This window comes from Mangrovibacter yixingensis (genome assembly GCF_020523985.1).
Taxonomy (GTDB): Bacteria; Pseudomonadota; Gammaproteobacteria; order Enterobacterales; family Enterobacteriaceae; genus Mangrovibacter; species Mangrovibacter yixingensis.
Genome location: NZ_JAIVKM010000001.1, coordinates 2,194,273 through 2,220,774 on the forward strand (window position 1 = coordinate 2,194,273; position 26,502 = coordinate 2,220,774).

Below are 26,502 nucleotides of genomic sequence, written 5' to 3' on the forward strand. Positions count from 1 at the left end.
TAACGAGGAACAAATATGAAAAACACAAATATGAAAAACACATTGTGTAATCCTTTTAAAACCGCGCTGAGCCGGGGTGAATGCCAGGTTGGATTGTGGTTAAGCAGCACAACCAGTTATATGGCAGAAATTGCTGCCACAGCGGGCTACGACTGGCTGTTAATTGATGGTGAACACGCACCGAATACAGTACAGGATCTCTACCATCAGTTGCAGGCTGTTGCCCCCTATGACAGTGAACCGGTTATTCGCCCGGTAGAAGGCAGCCATGCCTTAATTAAGCAGGTACTGGATATTGGTGCCCAAACTATTCTGGTGCCGATGGTAGATACAGCGGAACAGGCCCGTGATGTTGTTGCCGCCACACGTTACCCCCCGGAAGGTGTCCGTGGAGTTGGAGCCAGTGTTGCCAGGGCTGCCCGCTGGGGGCGAATAGAAAACTACATGGCTCAGGTGAATAGTGCGTTATGTTTACTGATTCAGGTTGAGAGTAAAACTGCGCTGGAAAACCTGGATGCCATTTTGGATGTCGAAGGCATCGATGGTGTGTTTATTGGCCCAGCAGACCTTTCTGCCTCTCTGGGCCACCCGGATAACGCCAACCACCCGGAGGTCATGGCTATTATCGAACAAACAATTAAGCGTATATGCCAGTCGGGAAAAGCCGCCGGCTTTCTTGCTGTTGACCCGGAAATGGCTCACAAGGTGATTGAATGGGGTGCCACATTTGTAGCCGTGGGTGTGGATACCATGTTGTACACCCAGGCACTGGATAACCGGCTGGCAATATTTAAACCGCAGCAGATTACCGCGCAAAAAAACGGGAAAAGTAGTTATTAATTACCACCTGTGGCACAACCTGCATTTTGGGTTGTGCCGTGATTATTATTACTAACTCTATTTATTGAAATTAATATTACCTTTAATTCACACTTGATATTTTTAATAAGCATTGAAAAAACAAATAGAAAAACAAGTCGCCGGATAAAGAGTGATTTAAAACAGCAATGAAATGAACGCAGTGTATTATAATAATTAATCAGGTAACGTATACACCGCGCAGGCACCATACACAAAGCATAATTCAATTGTGCGAATATTATTGTGTAGCCTGCGTTTACTGCCATTTTCTGCAACGGATTTTTTTATGAACAAAAAACGTATTTTTCTGCCCACCCTGGTGGCTCTGCTGCTTACGCCCTTCGCTTTTGCCAGTGTTGAGGTAACTGGCGGGAGCATCGATAAAGGCGGGATAGAAAAGCCAACCATTGAAAAGCCCCGTGTTGTTGGGCCACAAGTTAAGGTGGGCGTTCGTGGTGTACGGGTTGAAAAGCCCCATGTGGAAGGCCCTAAAATCAATGGCCCGGTAGTAGAAAAACCCCATGTCACTGCCCCAGAGATAACCATCAAACCGGGTGTTAAAAAGCACTAACCGGGTCGCTGTGTTATTCGGGCAGCAATCAATAGCACATAAAGCATAATAACCAGCAGCTGACTTCCTCTGTAGCGCACTCCTGTTTCCCCTATATTCCATTTGCTGTCAGTGCCACATTCCGCTAAAGTCCTGCCCCTTCTTCACTGGCATGGGGATAACGAGGCATTATGTTTATTGGTTTTGATTACGGTACAGCGAACTGCTCCGTAGCAGTTATGCGTGATGGCAAGCCCACAATGTTGAAGCTGGAGGGCGACAGTGTTTTATTGCCTTCTATGCTGAGTGCGCCCACACGTGAAGCAGTCAGTGAGTGGCTTTATCGCCATCAACAAGTGAGTTTTGAAGATGCTGAGTCTGCGGCCTTGTTACGCCGTGCTATCAGCGCTAACCGCCTGGAAGATATTGATGTAACCGCACAGTGTGTCCAGTTCGGCCTGACATCATTGCGCCAATATATTGAAGACCCGGAAGAAGTCTGGTTTGTAAAATCGCCTAAATCATTTCTTGGCGCATCTGGGTTAAAACCCCAGCAAGTGGCGCTGTTTGAAGACCTGGTGTGCGCCATGATGCGCCATATACGCCAGCAAGCCGAAAGCCAGTTACAGGAAACGATTAGCCAGGCGGTTATTGGCCGCCCGATTAACTTCCAGGGGTTGGGGGGCGAAGACGCTAACCAACAAGCGCAAGGGATCCTGGCTCGAGCAGCGGCGCGTGCTGGTTTCAGCGATGTTGAATTCCAGTTTGAACCGGTTGCCGCCGGGCTTGATTACGAAGCCTCACTGAGCCATGAACAGCGTGTGTTAGTCGTGGATATTGGTGGCGGTACCACCGACTGTTCTTTTCTGTTAATGGGCCCGCAATGGCACCACCAGTCTTCCCGCGAATCCAGCCTGATTGGGCACAGTGGTTGCCGTGTTGGGGGGAATGATCTGGATATCATGCTGGCATTTCGCCAGTTAATGCCCGCTCTGGGCATGGGTGGGCTCACCGAAAAAGGCATTGCGTTGCCCATTCTTCCCTGGTGGAATGCTGTCGCGATAAACGATGTTCCTGCACAAACTGAGTTCTACAGCAAAGAAACCGGGCTGCTGTTGCAGACCCTGATTCGTGATGCCCGCGAACCTGAACAAGTCACTCGCCTGTTGAAAGTGTGGCGCAACCGCCTGAGTTACCGCCTGGTGCGTAGCGCTGAAGAGGCAAAAATAGCCCTTTCCCAGGCAGATGAGACCGGCACAACGCTTGATTTTATTGCAGATTCGTTAGCTGTGGGCACCCATAAAACAGAGCTTGAAAGCGCAATTGAGCAACCGTTGCAACGTATTCTTGAACAGGTAAACCTGGCACTGAGCCAGGCAGATACTCAACCGGATGTCATCTACCTGACTGGCGGCAGCGCACGCTCCCCTATTATTCGCCAGGCTTTGCAGCAAGCACTACCAGGTATCGCCATTGTCGGTGGGGATGATTTTGGCTCCGTTACCGCAGGCCTTGCCCGCTGGGCAGAGGTTATTTTCCGCTAAATTTCACAACCCCGCCACCAGGCCCTAAAAGTGCAAATTACACTTTTAGGGCCTGTGATTCGCCGCCCGTTATGCATTTCTGTATGCCTGTAGCGCTTATTACGAGCCCGCTCGAAAATATTTTTGTGATATAAAACTGCGTTCCAGACTGTTCCATACAGTCTTCCATTTTTCCTTCATTTTTATAGGTTCCCGCCTCTTTAAACTAGTATGATTAACGCCCACTGGTTTTAAGGAAGAGACAACAACTCCATGAAGAGCGCGACAAAAACACGCTGGTATTTTGGTGCTGGGCTTATTATCGCCATTATTATTGCCGCCATTTGGTATTCCAGGCAGACAGGAAGTGCTGCCGGGCAGGCTGAAAATAAAGCAAGGCAGTCACACTCAAGTGGAAATGGGCGCCACGGTATGCGCCCCCTGGCTCCGGTACAGGCCGCCATTGCTCAAAACCAGGCCGTTCCGCATTATCTCAGTGGCCTTGGCACTGTTACTGCCGCCAATACCGCTACAGTTCGCAGCCGGGTGAGCGGGCAGTTAATTGCCATCCACTTTAAAGAAGGCCAGCAAGTGAAAGCAGGAGACCTGCTGGCAGAAATTGACCCAAGCGAATTTACCGTTGCACTTGAGCAAGCAGAAGGCCAGTTGGCAAAGGACCAGGCGACTCTGGCAAATGCCCGGCGCGATTTGGCGCGTTACCAACAACTGGCCAAAACCAGCCTGGTTTCCCGACAGGAGCTGGATGCACAGCAGGCCCTGGTGGCTGAAAGTACAGGCACAGTGAAAGCAGACCATGCGTCGGTTGCCAGCGCCCGGTTACAACTTAGCTGGAGCCGTATCACTGCCCCTATTTCCGGGCGCGTTGGCTTGAAACAAGTAGATATTGGCAACCAAATCTCTACCGGCGATACTACCGGCATTGTGGTTATTACCCAAACCCATCCCATCGATGTTATTTTCACACTCCCTGAAAGCAATATTGCACAAATTGTCGCGGCACAACATGCAGGCAAAACCCTCGAAGTAGACGCGTGGGACCGCACTAACACGAAGAAGCTTGCCAGTGGCGAATTACTGAGCCTTGATAACCAGATTGATGCCACAACTGGCACGATTAAACTCAAAGCGCGCTTTACTAATGATGATGACGCCCTGTTTCCCAATCAGTTTGTGAACGCACGCATGTTAGTGGACACCCAGCAAAATGCTGTTGTGATACCCGTTGCCGCTCTGCAAATGGGTAATGAAGGTCATTTTGTCTGGGTGCTGAACAGCGAGAATAAAGTCAGTAAACACCTGGTAACACCAGGAATCGAAGATAACCAGCAGGTGGTAATTACTGCCGGGCTTTCTGCCGGTGACCGTGTGGTGACAGATGGTATCGACCGGTTAACAGAAGGTGTAACGGTTGAGGTGGTTGCCCCACAGAGCGCCACAGACCAGGCTATTTCCCCCAAATCGGAAACCCGGAAAGCGCACACAGGCCAGCATAAAGGAGAGCGCTCCTGATGCAGGTATTACCGCCTAACGCTACCGGTGGGCCTTCCCGGCAATTTATTCTGCGCCCCGTTGCCACCACGCTGTTTATGGTGGCAATTTTGCTTGCAGGGATTATCGGTTACCGCTTTTTGCCTGTTTCGGCCTTGCCAGAAGTAGACTACCCAACAATCCAGGTTGTCACTCTCTACCCAGGTGCCAGCCCTGATGTCGTGACATCCGCCATTACTGCGCCGCTGGAGCGGCAATTTGGCCAAATGTCCGGCCTGAAACAAATGTCATCACAAAGCGCCGGTGGTGCTTCGGTTGTGACGTTGCAGTTCCAGTTAACTCTGCCGCTTGATGTTGCCGAACAGGAAGTTCAGGCCGCTATTAACGCTGCCACCAGTTTACTGCCTGATGACCTGCCTAACCCGCCGGTTTACAGCAAAGTTAACCCGGCGGATCCGCCAATAATGACACTGGCTGTCACCTCTTCCGCCTTGCCCATGACCCAGGTGCAGGATCTGGTAGAAACCCGTATTGCCCAAAAGATAGCGCAAGTAAATGGCGTGGGTATGGTTGGGGTTTCTGGCGGGCAACGCCCGGCCGTACGGGTCAAGCTGAATGCACAGGCTCTGGCTGGGCTGGGTATCAGTACCGAAACGGTACGCAGTGCTATCAGCAAGGCAAACGTGAATTCCGCCACCGGTAGTCTGGATGGCCCGGAGCGTGCAATTACGATTTCCGCCAACGACCAGATGAAAACGGTACAAGAATACCGGGACCTGATTATTGCGTATGTTAACGGGGCTGCCGTACGGCTTGGCGATGTCGCGGCCGTTGAACAGGGTGCAGAAAATGCCTGGCTTGGTGCGTGGTCGAATCATGAACCCGCTATTGTGATGAATGTCCAGCGCCAGCCCGGTGCTAACATTATTGAAACTGCCGACAGTATTCGTGCGTTATTACCCGGCCTGAAGGAAAGCCTGCCCAAATCTGTTCACCTGACGCTGGTAGCGGACCGTACCAATAATATTCGTGCTTCAGTAGAAGATACCCAGTCGGAACTGATGCTGGCCATCGCGCTGGTTGTCATGATTATCTACCTGTTTTTGCGCAATGTTCCGGCGACGATTATCCCTGCGGTGGCCGTACCACTTTCCCTGGTGGGGACTTTTGCAGTCATGGTGTTCCTCGATTTCTCCATCAACAACCTGACCCTCATGGCGTTGACTATCGCCACCGGGTTCGTGGTGGACGATGCGATCGTCGTGATTGAAAATATTTCCCGGTATATCGAGAAAGGCGAAAAACCGCTGGCGGCCGCCCTGAAAGGGGCTGGGGAAATCGGCTTTACCATTATCTCACTCACTGTGTCACTGATTGCGGTACTTATTCCGTTGTTGTTTATGGGTGACATTGTAGGCAGGTTATTTCGGGAATTTGCCATCACTCTGGCCGTCGCCATTTTGATTTCAGCCGTGGTTTCACTGACCTTAACGCCCATGATGTGCGCTCGTATGCTCAGCCATGAATCACTGCGCAAACAAAACCGTTTTTCACTGGCCTGTGAGCGTTTCTTTGAATGGGTTATTGCAGGTTATGGCCGTGCGCTTAACCGGGTATTACTGCACCCGTGGCTCACGCTGAGCGTAGCATTTGGTACCCTGGTGCTCACCATTTTACTCTGGGTCTGGATACCCAAAGGCTTTTTCCCTGTACAGGATAACGGCATTATTCAGGGAACCTTGCAGGCACCCCAGTCGGCCTCTTTTGCCAGTATGTCTCAGCGCCAGGCTCAGGTGGCAGACCTGCTGCTAAAAGACCCGGATGTAGCAAGCATGACCAGTTTTGTGGGGGTCGATGGCACCAACCCGGCACTGAACAGCGCACGTATCCAGATAAACCTGAAACCCCTCAGTGAACGGGATGACAGGGTTACCGAAGTGATACAGCGCCTGCAGGATAAAGTGGCGACACTGCCCGGTGTCACACTGTACCTGCAACCCGTACAAGACTTGACGATTGATACCACAGTCAGCCGTACGCAATACCAGTTTACATTGCAGGCCAATACGCTGGATGCCCTGAGCACTTGGGTGCCCAGGCTAATGGCACAACTTAAAACGCTGCCCGAACTGGCAGATGTCAGCAGCGACTGGCAGGATCAGGGCTTACAGGCCATGGTGAAGGTGGATCGCGATAGCGCAAGCCGCCTGGGTATTTCGATGGCTGATGTTGACAATGCACTGTACAACGCCTTCGGCCAGCGGCTGATATCCACCATTTATACCCAATCGAACCAGTATCGTGTGGTGCTCGAACATGACACCCGCAACACACCGGGGCTGGATGCGCTTAATGGTATTCACCTGGTGAGCAGCGATGGTGGAATGGTTCCGCTGAGCGCCATTGCCCAGGTTGAGCAACGCCATATGCCGCTTACCATCAACCACCTGGACCAGTTTCCTTCCACCACTATCTCATTCAATGTGGCAAAAGACGCTTCATTGGGTGAAGCCGTGGACGCCATACTGGCAGCAGAAAAAGAGATGGATTTCCCGGCAGACATCATGACCGCATTCCAGGGCAGTACATTGGCGTTCCAGGCCGCGCTGAGTAGCACCGTGTGGCTGATTATTGCTGCCATTGCCGCAATGTATATAGTGCTGGGCATTCTTTACGAGAGCTTTATTCACCCAATTACTATTCTCTCCACATTACCCACGGCGGGGCTGGGGGCGCTACTGGCATTTCTGGTTTCAGGTTATGAGCTGGATGTGATTGCGATAATCGGCATTATTTTGCTGATTGGTATCGTGAAGAAAAACGCCATCATGATGATAGATTTTGCGCTGGCAGCAGAGCGTGAGCAAGGCATGCCACCACGCGAGGCTATTTACCAGGCCTGCTTGCTGCGTTTTCGCCCTATTCTGATGACCACGCTTGCCGCCCTGCTTGGGGCTTTGCCGCTCATGCTCAGTACTGGCGTAGGTGCTGAACTGCGCCGCCCGCTGGGTATAGGTATGGTAGGCGGTTTGTTGGTCAGCCAGGTGCTGACACTGTTTACCACGCCGGTTATCTATTTGCTGTTCGACCGACTTTCTCACTGGCTGCGTAGCCGTTTGCCGCGCCACGAGGAGGCCTGAGTGCGCTTTTTTGCTCTGTTTATCTACCGCCCTGTCGCCACCATTTTGATTTCAGTGGCGATAACGCTGTGCGGGGTTTTGGGGTTTCGGCTGTTGCCCGTCGCCCCCCTGCCCCAGGTGGATTTCCCGGTGATTATGGTGAACGCATCACTACCTGGTGCTTCGCCAGAAACCATGGCATCGTCGGTAGCCACACCGTTGGAACGTTCGTTGGGCCGGATAGCTGGCATCAACGAAATGACGTCCACCAGTTCGCTGGGTAGCACCAGAATCATTCTGCAATTTGAACTCAGCCGGGATATTAACGGCGCTGCGCGGGATGTGCAGGCGGCGATTAATGCCGCGCAAAGTTTGTTGCCAACCGGCATGCCCTCGCGGCCAACTTACCGTAAAGCTAACCCGTCAGATATGCCCATCATGATTCTGACGCTCACATCCGACACACTATCGCAGGGGGAATTATATGATTTTGCCTCCACACAACTGGCACAAAATATTGCGCAAATAGATGGCGTTGGCGATGTGGATGTTGGCGGTAGTTCATTGCCAGCTATTCGGGTGGATTTAAACCCACAAGCACTGTTTAACCAGGGTGTTTCGCTGGATGCAGTGCGAACTGCTATCAGTAACGCTAATGTGCGCAAACCCCAGGGGGCAATCGAAGACAGCACGCACCGCTGGCAGTTACAAACCAATGATGAACTAAAAACGGCTGCTGAATATCGCCCGCTGATTATTCATTACAACAATGGTGCCGCTGTGCGCCTGGCTGATGTAGCGAATGTCACTGATTCGGTGCAGAATGTGCGCAATGCCGGGATGACCAACGCCCAGCCAGCTATATTGCTGATGATCCGTAAACTGCCTGAAGCCAATATTATCCAGACCGTAGACCGGATCCGTGCCCGCCTGCCTGAGCTGGAGCAAACTATCCCGGCGGCCGTTAATGTTCATATAGCACAAGATTCCTCGCCCACTATTCGGGCTTCACTCGCCGAAGTCGAACAGGCGCTGTGTATTTCCGTAGCGCTGGTTATTCTGGTGGTATTCCTGTTCCTGCGCTCCGGCCCGGCAACGTTAATTCCTGCAGTGGCTGTGCCTGTTTCCCTGATAGGCACTTTCGCCGCGATGTACTTGTGCGGTTTCAGCCTGAATAACCTCTCCTTGATGGCACTCACTATTGCCACTGGCTTTGTGGTGGATGATGCCATTGTGGTGCTGGAAAATATCTCAAGGCACCTGGAAGCTGGGGTGAAGCCGCTGCAGGCTGCGTTACAAGGTGCTCGTGAAGTGGGATTCACCGTGCTTTCCATGAGTGTATCGCTGGTAGCCGTGTTCCTGCCGTTATTGCTGATGGGCGGTTTGCCAGGCAGGTTATTCCGCGAATTTGCCGTCACGCTTTCGGTTTCTATTGCCATCTCCATGGTGGTTTCTCTGACCCTCACCCCCATGATGTGCGGGTGGCTGCTTAAAAACCCCAAACCTGGCGCTAAACGGCAAGGTGCCGGGCGGTTGATGCTGGCCGTACAGGGTGGTTATGCCCGCTCGCTCGCGGTGGCACTGAAATACAAACGCCTGGTGGGTGTTTTGCTGCTGGCGACTATCGGGCTCAATATCTGGCTGTATATCGCAGTACCCAAAACCCTGATGCCCGAACAAGATACCGGGCGAATCATGGGGAATATCCGTGCCGACCAGAGTATCTCTTTTCAGGCGATGCGCGGCAAATTACAGGACTTCATGAAAATCATCCGTGAAGACCCGGCAGTGGATAATGTTACCGGCTTTACCGGGGGTTCACGGGTTAACAGCGGCATGATGTTTATCTCGCTGAAGCCACGTAGCGAACGCAAAGAGACGGCGCAACAAGTGATTGACCGCCTGCGGGTAAAACTGGCAAAAGAGCCTGGTGCCACACTGTTCTTGATGGCAATGCAGGATTTAAGAGTGGGTGGGCGCCAGGCAAATGCCAGTTACCAGTACACTCTTTTGTCTGATGACCTGGGCGCCCTGCGCACCTGGGAGCCGAAAATTCGCCAGGCACTGGCTGCCCTGCCGGAACTCACTGATGTCAACTCAGACCAGCAGGATAAAGGCTCGGAGCTGGCGCTAACCTATGACCGGGCAACGTTATCACGCCTGGGGATCAACGTGGCTGATGCCAATAGCCTGCTTAACAATGCTTTCGGGCAACGCCAGATTTCAACCATCTACCAGCCCATGAACCAGTACAAAGTGGTGATGGAGGTTGACCCTCGCTATACCCAGGATGCCAGTGCGCTGGAAAAAATGTTTATTATCAACAGTGAAGGCAAGCCTGTTCCACTGTCCTGGTTTGCTAAATGGTTGCCCGCAAATGCCCCGTTGTCAGTTAACCACCAGGGCCTTTCTGCCGCTTCAACTATTGCATTTAACCTGCCCGATGGCGTGTCTTTGTCGCAAGCCAGTGATGCCATAGAGCGCACCATGACAGCGTTGGGCGTACCTTCCAGTGTACGTGGTAGCTGGGCGGGCACTGCACAAATCTTCCAGCAAACAATGAACTCCCAGCTGATTTTAATTCTGGCGGCAATTGCTACTGTCTATATTGTGTTGGGTATGCTGTATGAAAGTTATGTTCACCCACTCACCATTCTTTCTACATTGCCTTCGGCCGGTGTCGGGGCATTACTGGCGTTACAGATGTTCAGTACCCCCTTTAGCCTGATTGCGCTTATTGGCATTATGTTGCTGATTGGTATCGTCAAGAAAAACGCCATTATGCTGGTTGATTTTGCCCTTGAAGCCATGCGTAACAGCAATGTTTCCGCGCAGGATGCCATTTTCCAGGCCTGCCTGCTGCGTTTCAGGCCCATTATGATGACAACGCTGGCGTCCATTTTTGGCGCATTACCGCTGGTGATGGCAACCGGTGATGGCGCTGAATTACGCCAGCCACTGGGGATTACCATTGTGGGCGGTTTAGTAGTGAGCCAACTATTAACACTGTATACCACTCCGGTGGTGTTCCTGTTTTTTGACCGTTTGCGGCCGGGTAGCCGTGCACGGAACAAACAACATTTATTACAGGCCAGTGAGTAACACTGGCTTTATCACCCGCCTGGCATGTAAAGCCCTGGCGGAATATGACTGAACTGGAGCCCCGTATGAAGTTCTGGCGCCTGGGTATTACTGGCAAATTGTTTGTCGCTATTTTGTCCACCTGCATTCTGTTGCTTATCACAATGCATTGGGCCGTACGTGTCAGCTTTGAACGGGGCTTTATCGATTATATTAAGCACGGTAACCAACAGCGGCTGGTGTTGCTGCGTGACACTCTGGCGGAGCAGTATGCTATTCACGGGAACTGGCGTTTCCTGCGCCACAACGACAGGTTTATGTTCCAGCTTTTGCGCTCCTTTGACCGTGATTTAGCCGGTGCCCCAATGCCACCACCCCGGGCTGGTGAACGCAACATGGAGCAATATATCCCCGAATCAGAGGGCAAAGACCAGGATGACATGGCAGATAACGATCCTTCTGGAATGGACCACGGGCAACCAGATCCCTTTGCACCCAACAGCGAACCGCCCCAGGAGGATAACGGTGGTCCGAATGGACCCGGAATGGATCCATTACATGGCTGGCGTACTCAATTCTGGGTGCTGGATCAAAAAAGCCGCTTGCTGGTTGGCCCTCCCTTCCCTATTCCGCCAGACAGTAACCGGGAGCCGATTAAATTTAACGACACCACTGTTGGCTGGGTTGTCGCTTCACCCGTGGAACGGCTGACCCGCACCACTGATATCAGCTTTGATCGCCAGCAGCGGCGCACCAGTTGGTTGATTGTTGCGCTGGCAACACTGATGGCCGCCGGGGCAACGTTCCCGCTGGCTCGCGGGTTGCTGGCACCGGTGAAACGCCTGGTGGACGGAACACACAAACTCGCCGCAGGTGACTTCAGTACCCGGGTAGAACAAAGCAGCAACGATGAGCTGGGCCGGCTTGCCAGTGACTTTAACCAACTTGCCAGTACCCTTGAGAAAAACCAGCAGATGCGCCAGGCCTTTATGGCGGATATTTCCCATGAACTGCGCACGCCACTGGCGGTATTGCGTGGCGAACTGGAGGCAATTCAGGATGGCGTGCGGAAATTTACTCCAGAATCTGTCGCTTCATTGCAGGCTGAAGTTGGCACGCTGACCAAACTGGTTAATGACCTGCACCAGTTATCAATGTCGGACCAGGGCGCCCTGGCCTACCAGCGGCGTCACATTGAAGTTATCTCTTTGGTGGAAATGGCTGCTGGCGCATTTCGTGAACGTTTTAACAGCCACGGGTTAACCATCGACCTGAGTTTACCGGATAACGCCATGTTATTTGGCGACCCGGACCGTTTGATGCAATTATTCAATAACCTGCTGGAAAACAGCCTGCGCTATACTGACAGCGGCGGCGGGTTGTCCATTAACGGCCGCATCCAGGATCGCATACTGCATCTGCAATTTGCAGACAGCGGCCCGGGGGTTACAGACGAACAGCTTGCACAATTATTTGAACGGTTTTACCGTGCAGAAGGTTCGCGTAACCGGGCAAGTGGCGGCTCTGGTTTGGGTTTATCTATTTGCCAGAATATTGTGGAAGCCCATGGCGGAAAAATCTCCGTCGGGCATGCCGCTGCCGGGGGCATCAGTATTGATGTGACCTTACCATTAGAGAGTGAAACACAGAGAAGCGTATGAGCGAATTCCCGATTGATGAAAATGCACCACAGATCCTGATTGTGGAAGATGAGCCAAAACTGGGCCAGTTGCTTATCGATTATCTGCGGGCAGCCAGTTATGCTCCAACCCTGGTTAACCATGGGGATCAGGTTGTTCCTTATGTGCGCCAGACGCCACCCGATCTTATCCTGTTGGATCTGATGTTGCCGGGCACAGATGGCCTGACAATTTGCAAAGAGATCCGCCGTTTTTCCGATGTGCCCATTATTATGGTCACCGCTAAAATTGAAGAAATAGACCGCCTGCTGGGGCTGGAAATAGGCGCGGATGATTATATCTGTAAACCCTACAGCCCACGTGAAGTTGTTGCCCGGGTAAAAACCATTCTGCGCCGTTGCCAACCAAAAGCGTTCCAAAACGAAACAGATAACGGCCCGACACTGAAAATTGATGAAAGCCGTTTTCAGGCAACCTGGAATAACAAAGCACTGGATCTGACCCCGGCAGAGTTTCGGCTACTGAAAACTCTCGCCCATGAACCGGGTAAGGTCTTTTCCCGTGAACAGTTGCTGAACCATCTTTATGATGACTACCGGGTAGTGACTGACCGCACTATAGACAGCCACATCAAAAACCTGCGCCGTAAGCTGGAAGCGCTGGATGAAGAACAACCATTTATTCGCGCTGTTTATGGTGTAGGCTACCGATGGGAAGCCGATCCCTGCCAGTTTCTGTAACCCCCCGCCGGGCGTGCTGACGCCCGGGTTTATTTCCCCTGCCGCAAGCGCTACAATGCCCGCCCTGAAAGTATGGCATTATGACGCCTACCTGCCGTTTCACCTGGTGAAGCGGTTCTGACCTGACATCAGAAAGAGCCCAACATGTTTAAACCGGAATTACTCTCTCCGGCGGGAACGCTGAAAAATATGCGTTACGCCTTCGCTTATGGCGCAGATGCCGTTTATGCGGGACAACCTCGTTACAGCCTGCGGGTGCGTAACAACGAATTCAACCACGAAAACCTTGCACTGGGTATAAATGAAGCCCATGCATTGGGGAAAAAGTTTTATGTAGTGGTGAATATCGCCCCCCATAACGCCAAACTGAAAACCTTTATTCGCGACTTGCAACCCGTTGTGGATATGGGCCCGGATGCGCTCATCATGTCTGATCCTGGTTTAATCATGATGGTTCGTGAAGCCTTCCCGGAGATGGCTGTTCACCTTTCCGTACAGGCGAACGCCGTTAACTGGGCGACAGTAAAATTCTGGAAACAGATGGGGCTGACTCGGGTGATTCTTTCCCGTGAGCTTTCTTTAGAAGAGATAGCAGAAATTCGTGCACAGGTTCCAGATATGGAACTGGAAGTGTTCGTTCACGGCGCGTTATGCATGGCATATTCTGGCCGTTGCCTGCTTTCCGGCTATATCAATAAACGCGACCCGAACCAGGGAACCTGCACTAATGCCTGCCGCTGGGAATACAAAGTTCAGGAAGGCAAAGAAGACGATATCGGCAATATTGTACATATGCATGAACCCATTCCAGTACAAAATGTCGACCCAACACTTGGGGCCGGTGCGCCAACCGATAAAGTATTCATGATTGAAGAGAGCCAGCGCCCGGGTGAATATATGACGGCGTTCGAAGACGAACACGGCACTTATATTATGAACTCCAAAGATTTGCGCGCCATTCAGCATGTTGAGCGCTTAACCCAGTTAGGCGTGCATTCGCTGAAAATTGAAGGCCGTACTAAATCTTTTTACTACTGCGCACGTACCGCCCAGGTTTACCGCCGTGCCATTGATGATGCCGCTACCGGGAAGCCATTCGACCCGTCCCTGCTGGAAACACTGGAAGGCCTGGCACACCGTGGCTATACCGAAGGTTTCCTGCGCCGCCATACGCACGACAGCTACCAGAATTATGAATATGGGTATTCTGTTTCCGACCGCCAGCAATTTGTTGGTGAATTTACCGGCGAGCGTAACGGCGAGCTTGCCGCTGTGGCGGTAAAAAATAAATTCAGCAAAGGCGACAGCCTGGAATTAATGACGCCACAGGGCAACATCAGCTTTACGCTGGAGCACATGGAAAATGGCAAGGGCCAACCAATGGATGTCGCTCCGGGTGATGGCTACACTGTATGGCTGCCCGTTCCTGCAGACCTGGCGCTGGAATATGGCCTGTTGATGCGTAACCTGGCGGGGCAAACAACCCGTAACCCACACGCAAAGTAACGGCCAGTGGTGTTTATGTTTAGTAGCGCTAACCTTAGAACTGGATCACATACGTGACGGTTCAATATAGGTATTATTAGCAGGCTGAAAAACATAACCCATAAATGCTAGTTGTACCAGGAACCACCTCCTTAGCCTGTGTAATCTCCCTTACGCAGGCTTATTTTTTTGCGCATTTTACAGAAAAGTTGTTAACGCCTTTTGGTTGAGGATAAAGTTAAACCATTTCTGGATGCCTGCCACATGGCAGATATAAACAGAAATGAATTTAATGAGTTGTGCAGATATTTTTTTGGTGGATTATGAATGCACGAAAAATAATCAGAATTGCCGCTTCCAGAGTTTTACGTGGATTAGGAATGGGAATTTCTTCAACCGGCTTGCTATTTTTCGTTTGGTTTTTCATCTTTTCAGTTGATGAATCTCGCCTGACATGGGGGGTATTATCCTGCCTCCCCATTGTTGCTGGTTACTTTATCTATCGTCTGGCTATTCTGAAGGTCTTTGACGAAAGACAGTATTAAACCATACCCCAAAGCCAAATAATCAGACTTATATTGATGTTCGGTTATTAGAGCCAGGGCTCGGCATTCAGCCAGCCTCTGGATCTTCGTCCTAATTTCAGCGTACCAAACACGTCTTTCCCACCACACCACTCAGGCGATTTGTTGTAGGCAACGGCCTTATTTTATTGCCACGCATAAAGTCTTACTTTCCCCTCCAGTTTTCAGGCTGTTCTGACGATAACAATCTTTATATAGCACTACACTTTGGGTGTGGAGCACTTTACAGGGAATACAAGCCATGAAAACACTTGCCTCTTCCATGCTAATTCTTAACGGCAAACTTGCTAATGATCCCATTTTGCGGGACACCATTCATCAGTTTCGTGAACGGGGGTTTGACCTTCATGTCCGTGTGACCTGGGAATTTGGTGATGCAGAGCGGTTTGTTAATGAAGCTCATCACCTGAAAATCGAAAACGTTATTGCTGGTGGCGGTGACGGCACACTGAACGAAGTGGTCAATGGTATTTACAAGCTGGAAGAAAAATCGCGCCCGATCCTGGGGATTTTACCGCTGGGAACCGCCAATGATTTTGCTACAGCCGCCGGGATCCCCGATGCCCTGAATAATGCACTGATGCTGGCAATCAATGGCCGTCCGCGCCAAATTGATGTGGTACAGGTAAACCGTGGCCGCTGCTTTATTAATATGGCATCTGGTGGGTTCGGCACCAAAGTCACCAACGATACCCCAGAAACCATGAAAGCCACTTTTGGCGGGGTTTCCTACCTGATTCATGGGATCCTGCGTCTGGATAAACTGGCGCCGGACCATTGCGAAATTCGCAGCGGCGATTTTCTCTGGGAAGGTGATGCCCTGATTATGGGGATAGGCAATGGCCGCCAGGCTGGTGGTGGGCAGTTACTTTGCCCTGGAGCCTTAATTAATGATGGCATGCTGAACTTGCGTATTTTTACCGGGGAGTCTCTGGTTCCCACCCTGCTCAGTACCCTGGCACGCAGTGAAGATGAAGAACATATGATAGAAGCCAGTGGCAGTTGGTTTGAAATCCGGGCCGAACACACCATGACGTTTAACCTGGATGGCGAGCCGATTAGCGGAAACCAGTTCTCACTGGTCGTGAAACCAGGTGCTGTTTTCTGCCGCCTGCCTCCGGACTGCCCGTTACTCAAATAATACCCGTCTGCCCCGGCATACTGTCGGGGCATTCCCAAACTAATTTACTGGCTTATTTACTGGATTACGCAATAGTTACCTGCTTGCTGAGGTAAACATCCTGCACAGCATTAATCAGTTTTACCCCTTCTGACATGGATTTTTTAAACGCTTTACGGCCAAGGATAAGCCCCATGCCACCAGCACGCTTGTTAATCACAGCTGTTCGCACCGCATCCGCGAAGTCTGTCTCACCACCCGCGGCCCCTCCCGAGTTAATTAACCCGGCACGGCCCATATAACAATTCGCCAGTTGGTAACGCACCAGGTCTATCGGGTTATCTGTAGTCAGTTTGCTGTAAACGCGCTCGTCGGTGTAACCAAAGTTAACGGCTTTATAACCACCATTGTTTTCAGCCATTTTCTGCTTAACTATATCGGCCCCAATGGTAGCTGCAATGTGGTTCGCCTGGCCGGTAAGGTCGGCGCTGGCATGGTAATCCACGCCATCTTTTTTGAAGGCTGGGTTACGCAAGTAAGCCCACAGTACTGTCACCATCCCCAGCTCATGGGCACGTTCAAATGCTGCAGAAATTTCTTCTATCTGGCGGCGGGATTCTTCTGAACCAAAGTAAATCGTAGCCCCTACCGCTACCGCCCCCAGGTTAAATGCCTGCTCCACGCTTGCATACAGAGTCTGGTCATAAGTCGTTGGGTAGCTCAGGGTTTCGTTATGGTTCAGCTTCATCAGAAACGGAATACGGTGAGCATAGCGGCGGGAAACAGAGGCCAGCACACCATAAGTGGAAGCCACGCAGTTGCAACCAGCTTCTATTGCCAGTTCAACAATGTTTTTTGGGTCAAAATAGAGCGGGTTGGCAGCAAATGAAGCCCCGGCAGAGTGCTCAATGCCCTGGTCAACTGGCAGTATCGATAAATACCCGGTACCGGCCAGGCGGCCTGTGTTATAGAGAGTCTGCATGTTACGCAGTACAGCCGGTGGGCGGTTGTTGTCCACCATAACCCGGTCCACATAATCGGGGCCGGGCAGGTAAAGTTGTTCGGCGGAAATCGTCATACAACGGTGTTGCAGCAGGTTATCGGCGTCATTTCCAAGAAACTGAATAATATCGGTCATCATAAACTCCATTATTTGTCTCTGTTTGCCAGCGAACAATGCCTGAAACAAGCCGCCTTACCGCAGAAGAATTCACTGCCGGGAGCAGCCTGAACCCGGCTCATCATTCGCTGAGAAATATAACCGTAGCAGATTTTCAGGGGAGCCCCTTGTGTAAAAATGACATCCTGTAACTTCCCGTTAGCCCTGATTACAGGGGGAAGTGCTGGTTTACCCCTCTCGTGTTCCTCTCTCACAAAACCCGTATGGGTGCACACCGAATGGAACAGCTTCTCCAGCGTGCAGCCTTGCTTTCGACACACAACCACCGGCCGATTCGTGTACAACAAAACTGTTACACTGATCAAGTAATCATCACAAAGGTATTTCAAAGGTATTATTAAATGGTATTTTAAAGGAGTACCCTATCTGACATGAAGGATTAAACAATGAAAACCAAAGTCCAACTGTCATTCATGATGTTTGTTGAATGGTTTATCTGGGGCGCGTGGTTTGTGCCGCTGTGGTTGTGGCTCAGTAAAAGCGGCTTTACCGCAGGTGAAATTGGCTGGTCATATGCCTGCACTGCTATTGCTGCAATTCTTTCACCCATCCTGGTCGGCTCACTGACCGACCGCTTCTTCGCGGCGCAGAAAGTGCTGGCGTTATTGATGTTCGCCGGTGCCGTACTGATGTACTTCGCCGCACAGCAAACCCAGTTCAGTAGCTTCTTCCCGTTGCTGCTGGCTTACTCGCTGACGTATATGCCCACCATCGCGCTAACCAACAGTATCGCTTTTGCCAACGTGGATGACGTGGAGGCCGACTTCCCACGCATTCGTGTGATGGGAACCATTGGCTGGATAGCCTCTGGGCTGGCATGCGGCTTCCTGCCGCAGATGTTGGGCTACAACGACATTTCGGATACTAATGTTCCCTTGCTGATGACCGCTGGAAGCTCCGCGTTGCTCGGTGTTTTTGCCCTGTTCCTGCCGAATACGCCACCAAAGAGCACCGGCAAGCTGGATTTCAAAGTGATGCTCGGGCTGGATGCACTGGTTCTTCTGCGTGACAAAAACTTCCTGGTGTTCTTCTTTTGTTCGTTCCTGTTCGCAATGCCGCTGGCGTTTTACTACATATTTGCCAACGGTTATCTCACCGAAGTGGGCATGAAAAACGCCACCGGCTGGATGACGCTTGGCCAGTTCTCAGAAATCTTCTTTATGCTGGCGCTGCCATTCTTCACCAAACGCTTTGGTATTAAGAAGGTCTTACTGCTGGGCCTTATCACTGCGGCTATTCGCTATGGTTTCTTTGTCTACGGTGGCGCAGAGCAATACTTCACTTATGCCCTGTTGTTCCTCGGCATCTTGTTACACGGCGTGAGTTATGACTTCTACTACGTAACGGCGTACATCTATGTGGATAAAAAAGCGCCGGCACATATGCGAACTGCCGCACAGGGTTTGATTACGTTGTGTTGCCAGGGCTTTGGCAGCCTGCTGGGTTACCGCCTGGGTGGTGTGATGATGGAGAAAATGTTCGCATACCACGAGCCGGTGAATGGGCTGACCTTCAACTGGGCCGGGATGTGGACATTCGGCGCTGTCATGATTGCTGTGATAGCCATACTATTTATGCTGTTTTTCCGCGAATCGGATAAAGAGATCACCGCAATTGAGGTGGTTGATAGCGATAACGCGCTGACACAAGGGGAAGTTAAATGAAACAAGAACGTGTTCTCGGTGCTCTTTATGGGCAGGCGTTAGGGGATGCGATGGGCATGCCGTCTGAGCTGTGGCCAAGAAAGCGCGTCAAAGCGCACTTTGGCTGGATTGACCGCTTTTTACCTGGCCCCGCAGAGAACAATGCCGCCTGCTATTTTAACCAGGCTGAGTTTACTGACGACACCTCCATGGCGCTTTGTCTGGCTGATGCCATTATCGAATGTGACGGGCAGATCAATGCCGATGTTATCGGTAAGCATATTTTGCGCTGGGCAGAATCATTCGACGCCTTTAACAAAAATGTATTAGGCCCGACATCTAAAATTGCACTGAACGCCATTCGTGACGGAAAACCTGTGAGCGAGCTGGAAAACAACGGTGTGACCAACGGTGCAGCAATGCGTGCTTCACCACTGGGTTGCCTGTTACCCGCCACCCATCTGGCACAGTTTGTTGACCAGGTGGCACTGGCCTCCAGCCCAACGCATAAATCCGACCTGGCGATTGCTGGTGCTGTAGTAGTTGCCTGGGCGGTTTCCCGCGCTATTGACGGTAAAAGCTGGCAAAGCATTGCTGATGCCTTGCCCGGTATCGCCCGTTATGCGCAGGAAGCCAAACCAACGACTTTCAGCCCATCACTGGGGGCCCGCCTGGAACTGGCACTCAGAACCGTCCGCGAAGCAAACGGCACAGAATCCGCCAGCGAACAGGTTTACCAGTTGGTTGGTGCCGGTACCAACACCATAGAATCCGTTCCGGCAGCCATTGCGATGGTAGAGCTGGCCGGAACCGACCCGAACCGCTGCGCGATTCTATGTGCCAACCTGGGCGGCGATACGGACACCATTGGCGCAATGGCAACCGCCATTTGCGGCGCGTTGCACGGGGTACAGGCGATTAACCCGTCCCTTAAATCTGAACTCGACGCCGTTAATCAACTCGATTTCACCAGATACTGCGATGCTCTGCTGCGCTATCGGGAGCAAAGGGAGGATGTATGAATTCAGGTTTTGCCCACCAGCTTGAAACACTGCACGCCACACGCCCGCTTACTGTGCTGGGTGCAGCAGTCATTGACGTGATTGCAGACGCCTGGGCTTTACCATGGAGCGGTTGCGATATCGAGCTAAAACAGCAAGGGGTTAATATTGGTGGCTGTGCACTGAATATCGCCATCGCCCTGCAACGGCTGGGTATTACCGCGCAAAATGCCCTCCCCGTTGGGCACGGAGTGTGGGCCGATATCATTCGCAACGCAATGGCAAAACAGAGTCTGCATAGCGTGGTAGAAGCTGAAACGGGTGATAACGGTTGGTGCCTGGCACTTGTTGAGCCGGACGGCGAGCGTACATTTATGTCCTTCAGTGGCGTAGAAAACCAGTGGCAACCAGCGTGGCTGGCTAAACTCGATGTGCCCCCCGGAAGCCTGGTTTATCTTTCCGGATATCAACTGGTATCGCCGTGTGGTGAACTGTTGACGAGCTGGCTGGAAGGATTGCCGGATGTAACCGCGTTTATTGATTTCGGCCCGCGTCTTGCCGATATCTCTGATGCCCTGATGGCACGGATTATGGCCTGCCACCCCATAGTTTCGCTGAACCGCCAGGAGGCGCGGGTTGCCGCCGGGCGCCTGGGCGTAGCAGAGGAACAACTGGGAGAGGCATGGCAGCAACGGTTTGCCTCTGCACTGATTGTTCGCCATGACAAAGAAGGCGCCACCTGGTACGACGGCACTGAATCAGGCTATGTTCCGGCATTTCAGGCGACCGTTGTGGATACTATCGGCGCAGGCGACAGCCATGCAGGAGGAACGCTGGCGGGCCTTGCCGCGGGTTGGACTCTGGCTGACTCAGTAAGGCTTGGCAACGCAGTGGCTGCCTGGGTTGTCAGCCATCGTGGCGGAGACTGCGCCCCAACGCGTGAGGCGTTACTCCTCACACACAAAGACGTATAGATCGCTGCGGCAGTAGCTGATGCTATACTCAACCGGCCGGTGTTGCTGGTCAAGCGCCACTTGCTTAATCACCAGCACCGGTATTTTGTCATCCATACTGATATGTTCCTGAAATTCGCTGTCCGGCATGCGGGCGCTGACGCGTGAGCGGGTGCGCTGGGGGAATATATTCTGGCTGCGAAAGTAGTCATACAACGAGATACCAATCGCATCGGGATCATGGATTAACCCCGCCGGCACCCAGGACTCTTCAATTGACACAGCGTCTTCATCGACATAGCGAATACGCTTAAGCAAAAAAACATCGCTTTGCGGCGCAATCGACAACTGGCTGGCTACCTCTTCCGGGCATTTCACCACCCGTTTATTGACCCACAGGGTATTCGGTTTCTTACCACGCAACACCACCTGCTGAGAAAAACCGCGCGCCTCTTTCAGGGAATATTCAAAGATATTGTTGATTTGCGTGCCGTAACCACGAGCACGGGTTACCACGCCCTCTTCCTCCAGCGCCTGCATCGCTTTGCGTACCGTGATCCGCGACACCCCGGTCAGTTGGCTCAGGTCACGCTCGCCCGGCAGGATATTGCCGTGCTCCAGCAGGCCACTGCGCACCGCGTTTTTTACCGTTTCGGCAAATTTAAGGTACAGCGGCGTATTGTCGGGCGCGGCAATTCGTTCATTAAGGTGAGCAATTAACCGGGTATGCGCTTGTTCCATCTCTGTTTTTCTCTGGCCGGGGTTTCATGCCAGTATACCCTAAATAATTCGAATTGCAGGAAGGTGGCAAGCCAGTAACCCCCTGGTGCCTTACAACAGTATGCAACGGGGGGGAAAGAGCACAGCCAACGCACCTGCAACCTGAAATATGACAGATATTTACGGCTTACCACCACTCGTGAAAATGGTGAACCGGACCAATCCCGTGCCCCACTTCCAGCGTGTCGGCTTGCGCCAGCGCGGCAGTGAGCCAGTTTTTGGCCTCCTGTACTGTATCTGCCCAGGTATTATGCCGTGGGCGTAACGCTGCAAGAGCTGCAGAGAGCGTGCAGCCTGTGCCATGGGTGTTTTTGGTCAGCACGCGCGGTGTACTAAAACGCCATTCGCCATCACGGGTAAAGAGCCAGTCCGGGCTTTCCGCATCATTCAGATGCCCCCCTTTCATCAGCACTGCACCGCACCCCATCGCCAGTAGCGCCTGCCCCTGTGCTTTCATTTCACCTTCAGTTTGTGCAGATGGCGCATCTAACAGTGCGGCGGCTTCTGGCAGATTTGGGGTGATAAGCGCCACCTGCGGCAACAATTTTTTACGCAGCGTCTCGACGGCAGAGGCAGAAAGAAGCGGGTCACCGCTTTTGGCCAACATCACCGTATCAAGCACCACGTTGTGGCTCTGATAGCGGCGCAGTTGCTCTGCAACCGCCTCCACGATGTCGGCCTCTGCCAGCATGCCGATTTTAGTGGAATCAATACGCACATCACTGAGCACTGAATCCAGTTGCGCCGCGACAAAATCCGGCTCAATGCGGTAGACCGACTGCACGCCGCGTGTATTTTGCGCCACCAGTGCGGTTATCACCGAACACCCGTAAGCACCCAGCGCGGAGAACGTCTTCAAATCGGCCTGAATACCCGCGCCACCACTGGGATCTGTTCCGGCTATGGTCAGAGCATTAATTCTTTTCATGCCAGAGCCTCTTCACTGAGGTTCCACAAAGCATCCAGCATGGCCGGGACAAAACTTCCCGGGCCGTTGCTTGCTGCAACTGCAAGCTCCCCGGCGCGGGACATAATCCGGCACGCACCCGCCACATTGACCAGCCTGTCGCCCGGTAACGCGCAACTGGCGGCAACCACAGCAGAAAGCGCACACCCGGTGCCCACAACAGATGTCATTAATACATCGCCACCTGGTACAGCCAGAGTGCGCTCACCATCAGTGACATAATCCACCTCACCTGTCACAGCAACAACAGCCCCGGTGCTACGGGCAAGGCGCATGGCTGCATCTATTGCCTGCTCTGCAGGCTGCAACGAATCCACCCCGCGCCCGCCAGTACCGGTACCTGCCAACGCCATAATTTCTGATGCATTGCCCCGTATAGCCGCCGGGCGAAGTTCACAGGCCTGATGGGCAAATGTGGTACGCAACTGCAACGCACCCACCGCAACCGGGTCCAGCGCCCAGGGTTTACCCGCGTTATTGGCTGCATGAATCGCTGCCATCATACCTGCGGCTCGCAGTACCGTAAGTGTGCCAACATTAATCAGTAAGGCATCTGCCAGGGCTGCGAATTGTGCGGCTTCCTGCTCGTCTGGCACCATCGCGGGGGACGCGCGTAAAGCAAGCAAGGTATTGGCAGTGAAGGTTTGAACCACATCATTGGTCAGGCAATGCACCAGTGGGCGGTGAGTATGGAAGTGTTGTAAAACGTTGGCGGCTTGATTGCCGCACAGCAGGTCAGGTTGCATTACAGGCTCCTGTCCGGCGTGAAGAAGCGATACCAGACAGGTATCTGACTTCCCTACGCTGGCATTATCCAGATCAGGTATTACGGGTATTTCTCAGCCTTCACAAGGAAGGGCACCCCGAGTCATTTAGCGTAAATATCTATGCTGTTGCCAGATTAGGTCAAGTGAGCAGTTGAAGCAAGCTTGTCTGTTGTGGAATGGAGAAACGCAAGGCTGAATGATTTGGCGATGATTTTACCTTTCACTCACTGCACATTTATCCCCATAAATAGGAAAGTCGCTGTTGATGGTGCTAGTGAGGCTCCATAAACGAAGGTAGTTCAGGTACTGGCAATACAGACAACACTTTTAGCCGTTGAAGTGTACGCGCCTGAGCACGCTCCAGATGATCACGCAGGCAGGCAGCGGCCAACTCCCAGTTACCTTTCAATAGCATTTCATACACCAGGCAATGCTCTTCAAGCATGGCGGTCTCAACTGGAATGGAAAGTAGATCGTAAAATATACGTGTAACAATAAAGGGAGACTGGTTCTGTTGCAGAATTTGCATCATTAACTTGTTGCCTGCAGGTTCAAGGCATCGTATGTGCAAATCCTCTTCCAAACCATCAAGTTCAGCTGTTGTAAGCTGCTTACCTTTATATTTGCGAATTTTATCCAGTAACGATTCCAGCCAGTCAACAGGCAAATGCTTTCCCGCTTTACGCAAAGCAGTTGGCTCAAGACTGGTACGGATTTCAAAATGGTCTGCAATTTCTCGGGCTGTTAATGGGCCGGTTAACCACTGTGAGTAAGGTTCTTTTTCTACTAACCCTTTGTCGCGTAAACGCATCAGGCTTTCGCGAACCACGGAACGGCTAATGTTATAGTGCTGAGCGGCTTTTTGTTCATTAACCAGATAGCAACCAAACACCATAGCAGTGGAAAGAACGAGCTGAAGATTTTCCAGTACCTTTTCGCCACTGCTGCGGGTATCAACCAGCTCTTGTTCTTCATCAAGCCCCAGTAATTCACGCGTCAGGGCAATACGCAACGGTTCAACTTCTTGCTCATCCTGCGCCACGATAAAACCACGGCCTTCGAAACGTGCAATCAACCCTGCGTCATGTAACAAGCTCAATGCACGCCGTACCGGTACCCGGCTGGTGCCAAAGAGTTGCGCCAGAGGCCCTTCCAGCAAGACCAGCCCCTGAGGAATACGCTTTTGTACCAATATGTTATGTAATACCTGGCGAATTACTTCATAACGCGCGGTGCTTGTCTCTTCTGTTCCTGCTGGCACACTCGTTGTCTGCATGGTCATGTCACTGATACTGTTTTCATCAAGATACATTATCACAACTTTTAGACAGGCATATGCACTGTAAGGCAGGCACGCTTATAGTGCATAACGCACAACAATGGATCATAAATAAAAATATACATTTAATAATGTACAAACCTTTTTCTTCGCTCCATTTTATTTCACATTCCAAAAACAAAATAAATACTTGATTTTCTTTAATTTTATTTACAAATAGTCAATAAAGTTAAGTTTAACCTCTCTTTTAAAACAAAAAATGGCATCAGTATTGCTAAATATAAATGTATTTTGATTTTAAATGTACATTTAAGGATGCATATGAATGCCGAGTCGGTTCGCCAGCAATTCCAGAAAGGCCAAATTGATGCCTGTGATATTGCAGCACTGTTTGCCCAGGGGATAATCACCCCACTGGAGTTTACGGAATCATGCCTTGAAGCGGCACGGAACTCGCATGGTATCTTTATCACTGTAACAAGCGAGCGTGCTATACAAGAGGCTGCGGCCTCAACCTGTCGTTGGCAGCAAAAGAAAGCACGCAGCGCACTGGACGGTATTCCGGTGGTCTGGAAAGATTTATTCGATATTGAATCAACTCTTACCAGCGCAGGCTCGGCAACACGAGCGTCCAGCCCAGTGGCAACAACGGATGCCGCTCTGGTTGAACAGTTAACCCAGGCTGGAATGGTTACACTGGGGAAAACAAACTTAAGTGAATTTGCCTTCTCCGGGTTGGGTATCAATCCGGTGTTTGGCACACCTTTTATCTATTCCCATAATGGCGTACCGCACGTACCTGGTGGGTCTTCAAGTGGCTCCGCACGAGCTGTTTCTGAAGGGATCGCCTGTTTTGCCATGGGGACAGATACAGCAGGATCAATCCGAATACCTGCTGCGTTCAATGGCATAACTGGCTACCGAGCCAGCCGCCACCGCTACCCGGATAAGGGCGTATTTCCTCTTGCTACATCGCTCGATACGCTTGGGCCGCTGTGTCGCAGTGTACGTGATGCCCTAACGCTGGACGAAATCCTGTGTGGTTCATCAGAGCAACTCTCACGCACACCATCCTTTATTGCCGATACCACTTTGTTGGATCAAGCGAGCAGCGAAGTACGCGAGCACGGCTATCACTGCCTGGATCGCATGGAAGCATTTGGTTTTGCGGTACAGCGCCGACCACTGTCAGCTTTCCACAACGCATTGGCATGGATTGCCGAAAATGGATGGCCCGGAGCGATTGAAGCGTTCCGGTTACATGCCTCACTGCTCTATTCTGCTGCAGCAGAAAAAATGGATCCTTTTATTCGTAACCGTCTTATTCAGTCTGGACAATTACGCCCTGAATTACTTGATGAATTCCAACACCTTCGCCCTATATGGCAACACGCACTGGCTGAAGAATTAGGCGATGCAGTGCTGGTCACACCGACAGTTGCACATACCGCCCCACCTTATCTGCCGTTGGAGGATGCCAATGTATTCACCAACACAAATAGCGCCACTCTGCGCTTAACCATGCCGGGTAGCTTACTCGATATGCCCGGAATCACCCTGCCTGTTGGTACAACACCCGATGGACTGAATACCAGTTTGTTGTTCTCGCTACCTGCTGGCGAGGACTACCGGCTGCTACAGACTGCCAGTGTGTTGGCCAATGCTCTTTTACCTGGCAATACAGCTCAGGGAAATTTTTCTCCCAATAACTTTTAAGGAA

The 26,502-nt window shown here is 51.7% G+C and carries 20 protein-coding genes and 1 riboswitch; of the genes, 15 read left to right on the forward strand and 5 right to left on the reverse strand.

Annotated elements, in window-relative coordinates:
• Window positions 1-30 precede the first annotated feature (30 nt).
• The 11 genes from yfaU to yegS all read left to right on the forward strand — a co-directional run bounded on the left by yfaU (window position 31) and on the right by yegS (window position 16,233).
• Window positions 31-840, forward strand: coding sequence for a 2-keto-3-deoxy-L-rhamnonate aldolase (gene yfaU, locus LC084_RS10125; RefSeq protein ID WP_226571206.1), 810 nt, complete (start codon window positions 31-33; stop codon window positions 838-840).
• 307 nt (window positions 841-1,147) lie between these two features.
• Complete coding sequence (locus LC084_RS10130; protein WP_226571009.1) at window positions 1,148-1,432, forward strand: hypothetical protein; 285 nt, start codon at window positions 1,148-1,150, stop codon at window positions 1,430-1,432.
• 170 nt (window positions 1,433-1,602) lie between these two features.
• Window positions 1,603-2,955, forward strand: a complete 1,353-nt coding sequence (yegD, locus tag LC084_RS10135) for a molecular chaperone (RefSeq protein WP_226571010.1) — start codon at window positions 1,603-1,605, stop codon at window positions 2,953-2,955.
• A 252-nt stretch (window positions 2,956-3,207) separates the two neighbouring features.
• Window positions 3,208-4,464: an MdtA/MuxA family multidrug efflux RND transporter periplasmic adaptor subunit gene (locus tag LC084_RS10140; protein WP_226571011.1), complete on the forward strand. Its 1,257-nt coding sequence runs from the start codon at window positions 3,208-3,210 to the stop codon at window positions 4,462-4,464.
• Window positions 4,464-7,583: an MdtB/MuxB family multidrug efflux RND transporter permease subunit gene (locus tag LC084_RS10145; RefSeq protein WP_226571012.1), complete on the forward strand. Its 3,120-nt coding sequence runs from the start codon at window positions 4,464-4,466 to the stop codon at window positions 7,581-7,583. Before LC084_RS10140 ends, LC084_RS10145 begins: the two co-directional genes overlap by 1 nt.
• On the forward strand, window positions 7,584-10,664 hold the full coding sequence (mdtC, locus tag LC084_RS10150; RefSeq protein WP_226571013.1) for a multidrug efflux RND transporter permease subunit MdtC: 3,081 nt from the start codon (window positions 7,584-7,586) through the stop codon (window positions 10,662-10,664).
• A gap of 65 nt (window positions 10,665-10,729) precedes the next feature.
• Complete coding sequence (baeS, locus tag LC084_RS10155) at window positions 10,730-12,304, forward strand: envelope stress sensor histidine kinase BaeS (protein ID WP_226571014.1); 1,575 nt, start codon at window positions 10,730-10,732, stop codon at window positions 12,302-12,304.
• Window positions 12,301-13,023, forward strand: a complete 723-nt coding sequence (gene baeR / locus LC084_RS10160; protein WP_226571015.1) for an envelope stress response regulator BaeR — start codon at window positions 12,301-12,303, stop codon at window positions 13,021-13,023. Before baeS ends, baeR begins: the two co-directional genes overlap by 4 nt.
• 144 nt (window positions 13,024-13,167) lie before the next feature.
• Window positions 13,168-14,529 (forward strand): prephenate-dependent tRNA uridine(34) hydroxylase TrhP, encoded by a 1,362-nt coding sequence (gene trhP, locus LC084_RS10165; protein ID WP_226571016.1) that lies wholly within the window; start codon window positions 13,168-13,170, stop codon window positions 14,527-14,529.
• 359 nt (window positions 14,530-14,888) lie between these two features.
• The gene (locus LC084_RS10170) at window positions 14,889-15,053 is read left to right on the forward strand and encodes a hypothetical protein (protein ID WP_226571017.1); all 165 of its coding nucleotides are present in this window, start codon (window positions 14,889-14,891) and stop codon (window positions 15,051-15,053) included.
• Between the two features lie 280 nt (window positions 15,054-15,333).
• The gene (gene yegS / locus LC084_RS10175; protein WP_226571018.1) at window positions 15,334-16,233 is read left to right on the forward strand and encodes a lipid kinase YegS; all 900 of its coding nucleotides are present in this window, start codon (window positions 15,334-15,336) and stop codon (window positions 16,231-16,233) included.
• 64 nt (window positions 16,234-16,297) lie between these two features.
• Here yegS and fbaB read toward each other — a convergent pair whose 3' ends face one another.
• On the reverse strand, window positions 16,298-17,350 hold the full coding sequence (fbaB, locus tag LC084_RS10180) for a class I fructose-bisphosphate aldolase (RefSeq protein WP_226571207.1): 1,053 nt from the start codon (window positions 17,348-17,350) through the stop codon (window positions 16,298-16,300).
• Between the two features lie 428 nt (window positions 17,351-17,778).
• On the opposite strand from fbaB, the gene LC084_RS10185 reads away from it, so the two are divergent.
• Genes LC084_RS10185 through LC084_RS10195 form a run of 3 tightly spaced genes read left to right on the forward strand, consistent with a single transcriptional unit; the run spans window position 17,779 to window position 21,010 of the window.
• A complete protein-coding gene (locus LC084_RS10185) occupies window positions 17,779-19,056 on the forward strand; it encodes a nucleoside permease (RefSeq protein ID WP_226571019.1) in 1,278 nt (425 codons plus the stop codon).
• Complete coding sequence (locus tag LC084_RS10190; RefSeq protein WP_226571020.1) at window positions 19,053-20,057, forward strand: ADP-ribosylglycohydrolase family protein; 1,005 nt, start codon at window positions 19,053-19,055, stop codon at window positions 20,055-20,057. The genes LC084_RS10185 and LC084_RS10190 overlap by 4 nt, the downstream gene beginning before the upstream one ends.
• Window positions 20,054-21,010, forward strand: coding sequence for a PfkB family carbohydrate kinase (locus LC084_RS10195; RefSeq protein WP_226571021.1), 957 nt, complete (start codon window positions 20,054-20,056; stop codon window positions 21,008-21,010). Before LC084_RS10190 ends, LC084_RS10195 begins: the two co-directional genes overlap by 4 nt.
• Here LC084_RS10195 and LC084_RS10200 read toward each other — a convergent pair.
• The 4 genes from LC084_RS10200 to LC084_RS10215 form a co-directional block, all read right to left on the reverse strand.
• Window positions 20,984-21,730, reverse strand: coding sequence for a GntR family transcriptional regulator (locus LC084_RS10200; RefSeq protein WP_226571022.1), 747 nt, complete (start codon window positions 21,728-21,730; stop codon window positions 20,984-20,986). The two genes, LC084_RS10195 and LC084_RS10200, sit on opposite strands and share 27 nt — an antisense overlap.
• 166 nt (window positions 21,731-21,896) lie before the next feature.
• Window positions 21,897-22,697: a bifunctional hydroxymethylpyrimidine kinase/phosphomethylpyrimidine kinase gene (gene thiD, locus LC084_RS10205; RefSeq protein WP_226571023.1), complete on the reverse strand. Its 801-nt coding sequence runs from the start codon at window positions 22,695-22,697 to the stop codon at window positions 21,897-21,899.
• Window positions 22,694-23,482, reverse strand: coding sequence for a hydroxyethylthiazole kinase (gene thiM, locus LC084_RS10210; RefSeq protein WP_226571024.1), 789 nt, complete (start codon window positions 23,480-23,482; stop codon window positions 22,694-22,696). The genes thiD and thiM overlap by 4 nt, the downstream gene beginning before the upstream one ends.
• A gap of 33 nt (window positions 23,483-23,515) precedes the next feature.
• Window positions 23,516-23,612, reverse strand: a riboswitch (TPP riboswitch).
• A 162-nt stretch (window positions 23,613-23,774) separates the two neighbouring features.
• Window positions 23,775-24,785, reverse strand: coding sequence for a GntR family transcriptional regulator (locus LC084_RS10215; protein WP_226571208.1), 1,011 nt, complete (start codon window positions 24,783-24,785; stop codon window positions 23,775-23,777).
• A gap of 318 nt (window positions 24,786-25,103) precedes the next feature.
• On the opposite strand from LC084_RS10215, the gene LC084_RS10220 reads away from it, so the two are divergent.
• A complete protein-coding gene (locus tag LC084_RS10220; RefSeq protein WP_226571025.1) occupies window positions 25,104-26,498 on the forward strand; it encodes an amidase family protein in 1,395 nt (464 codons plus the stop codon).
• Window positions 26,499-26,502 lie beyond the last annotated feature (4 nt).

Bases quoted from the DNA above. Each gene is read 5' to 3' on its own strand.
- yfaU (WP_226571206.1), top strand. From the start codon at position 31: ATGAAAAACACATTGTGTAATCCTTTTAAAACCGCGCTGAGCCGGGGT.
- LC084_RS10130 (WP_226571009.1), top strand. From the start codon at position 1,148: ATGAACAAAAAACGTATTTTTCTGCCCACCCTGGTGGCTCTGCTGCTT.
- yegD (WP_226571010.1), top strand. From the start codon at position 1,603: ATGTTTATTGGTTTTGATTACGGTACAGCGAACTGCTCCGTAGCAGTT.
- LC084_RS10140 (WP_226571011.1), top strand. From the start codon at position 3,208: ATGAAGAGCGCGACAAAAACACGCTGGTATTTTGGTGCTGGGCTTATT.
- LC084_RS10145 (WP_226571012.1), top strand. From the start codon at position 4,464: ATGCAGGTATTACCGCCTAACGCTACCGGTGGGCCTTCCCGGCAATTT.
- baeS (WP_226571014.1), top strand. From the start codon at position 10,730: ATGAAGTTCTGGCGCCTGGGTATTACTGGCAAATTGTTTGTCGCTATT.
- baeR (WP_226571015.1), top strand. From the start codon at position 12,301: ATGAGCGAATTCCCGATTGATGAAAATGCACCACAGATCCTGATTGTG.
- trhP (WP_226571016.1), top strand. From the start codon at position 13,168: ATGTTTAAACCGGAATTACTCTCTCCGGCGGGAACGCTGAAAAATATG.
- LC084_RS10170 (WP_226571017.1), top strand. From the start codon at position 14,889: ATGGGAATTTCTTCAACCGGCTTGCTATTTTTCGTTTGGTTTTTCATC.
- yegS (WP_226571018.1), top strand. From the start codon at position 15,334: ATGAAAACACTTGCCTCTTCCATGCTAATTCTTAACGGCAAACTTGCT.
- fbaB (WP_226571207.1), bottom strand. From the start codon at position 17,350: ATGACCGATATTATTCAGTTTCTTGGAAATGACGCCGATAACCTGCTG.
- LC084_RS10185 (WP_226571019.1), top strand. From the start codon at position 17,779: ATGAAAACCAAAGTCCAACTGTCATTCATGATGTTTGTTGAATGGTTT.
- LC084_RS10190 (WP_226571020.1), top strand. From the start codon at position 19,053: ATGAAACAAGAACGTGTTCTCGGTGCTCTTTATGGGCAGGCGTTAGGG.
- LC084_RS10195 (WP_226571021.1), top strand. From the start codon at position 20,054: ATGAATTCAGGTTTTGCCCACCAGCTTGAAACACTGCACGCCACACGC.
- LC084_RS10200 (WP_226571022.1), bottom strand. From the start codon at position 21,730: ATGGAACAAGCGCATACCCGGTTAATTGCTCACCTTAATGAACGAATT.
- thiD (WP_226571023.1), bottom strand. From the start codon at position 22,697: ATGAAAAGAATTAATGCTCTGACCATAGCCGGAACAGATCCCAGTGGT.
- thiM (WP_226571024.1), bottom strand. From the start codon at position 23,482: ATGCAACCTGACCTGCTGTGCGGCAATCAAGCCGCCAACGTTTTACAA.
- LC084_RS10215 (WP_226571208.1), bottom strand. From the start codon at position 24,785: ATGACCATGCAGACAACGAGTGTGCCAGCAGGAACAGAAGAGACAAGC.
- LC084_RS10220 (WP_226571025.1), top strand. From the start codon at position 25,104: ATGAATGCCGAGTCGGTTCGCCAGCAATTCCAGAAAGGCCAAATTGAT.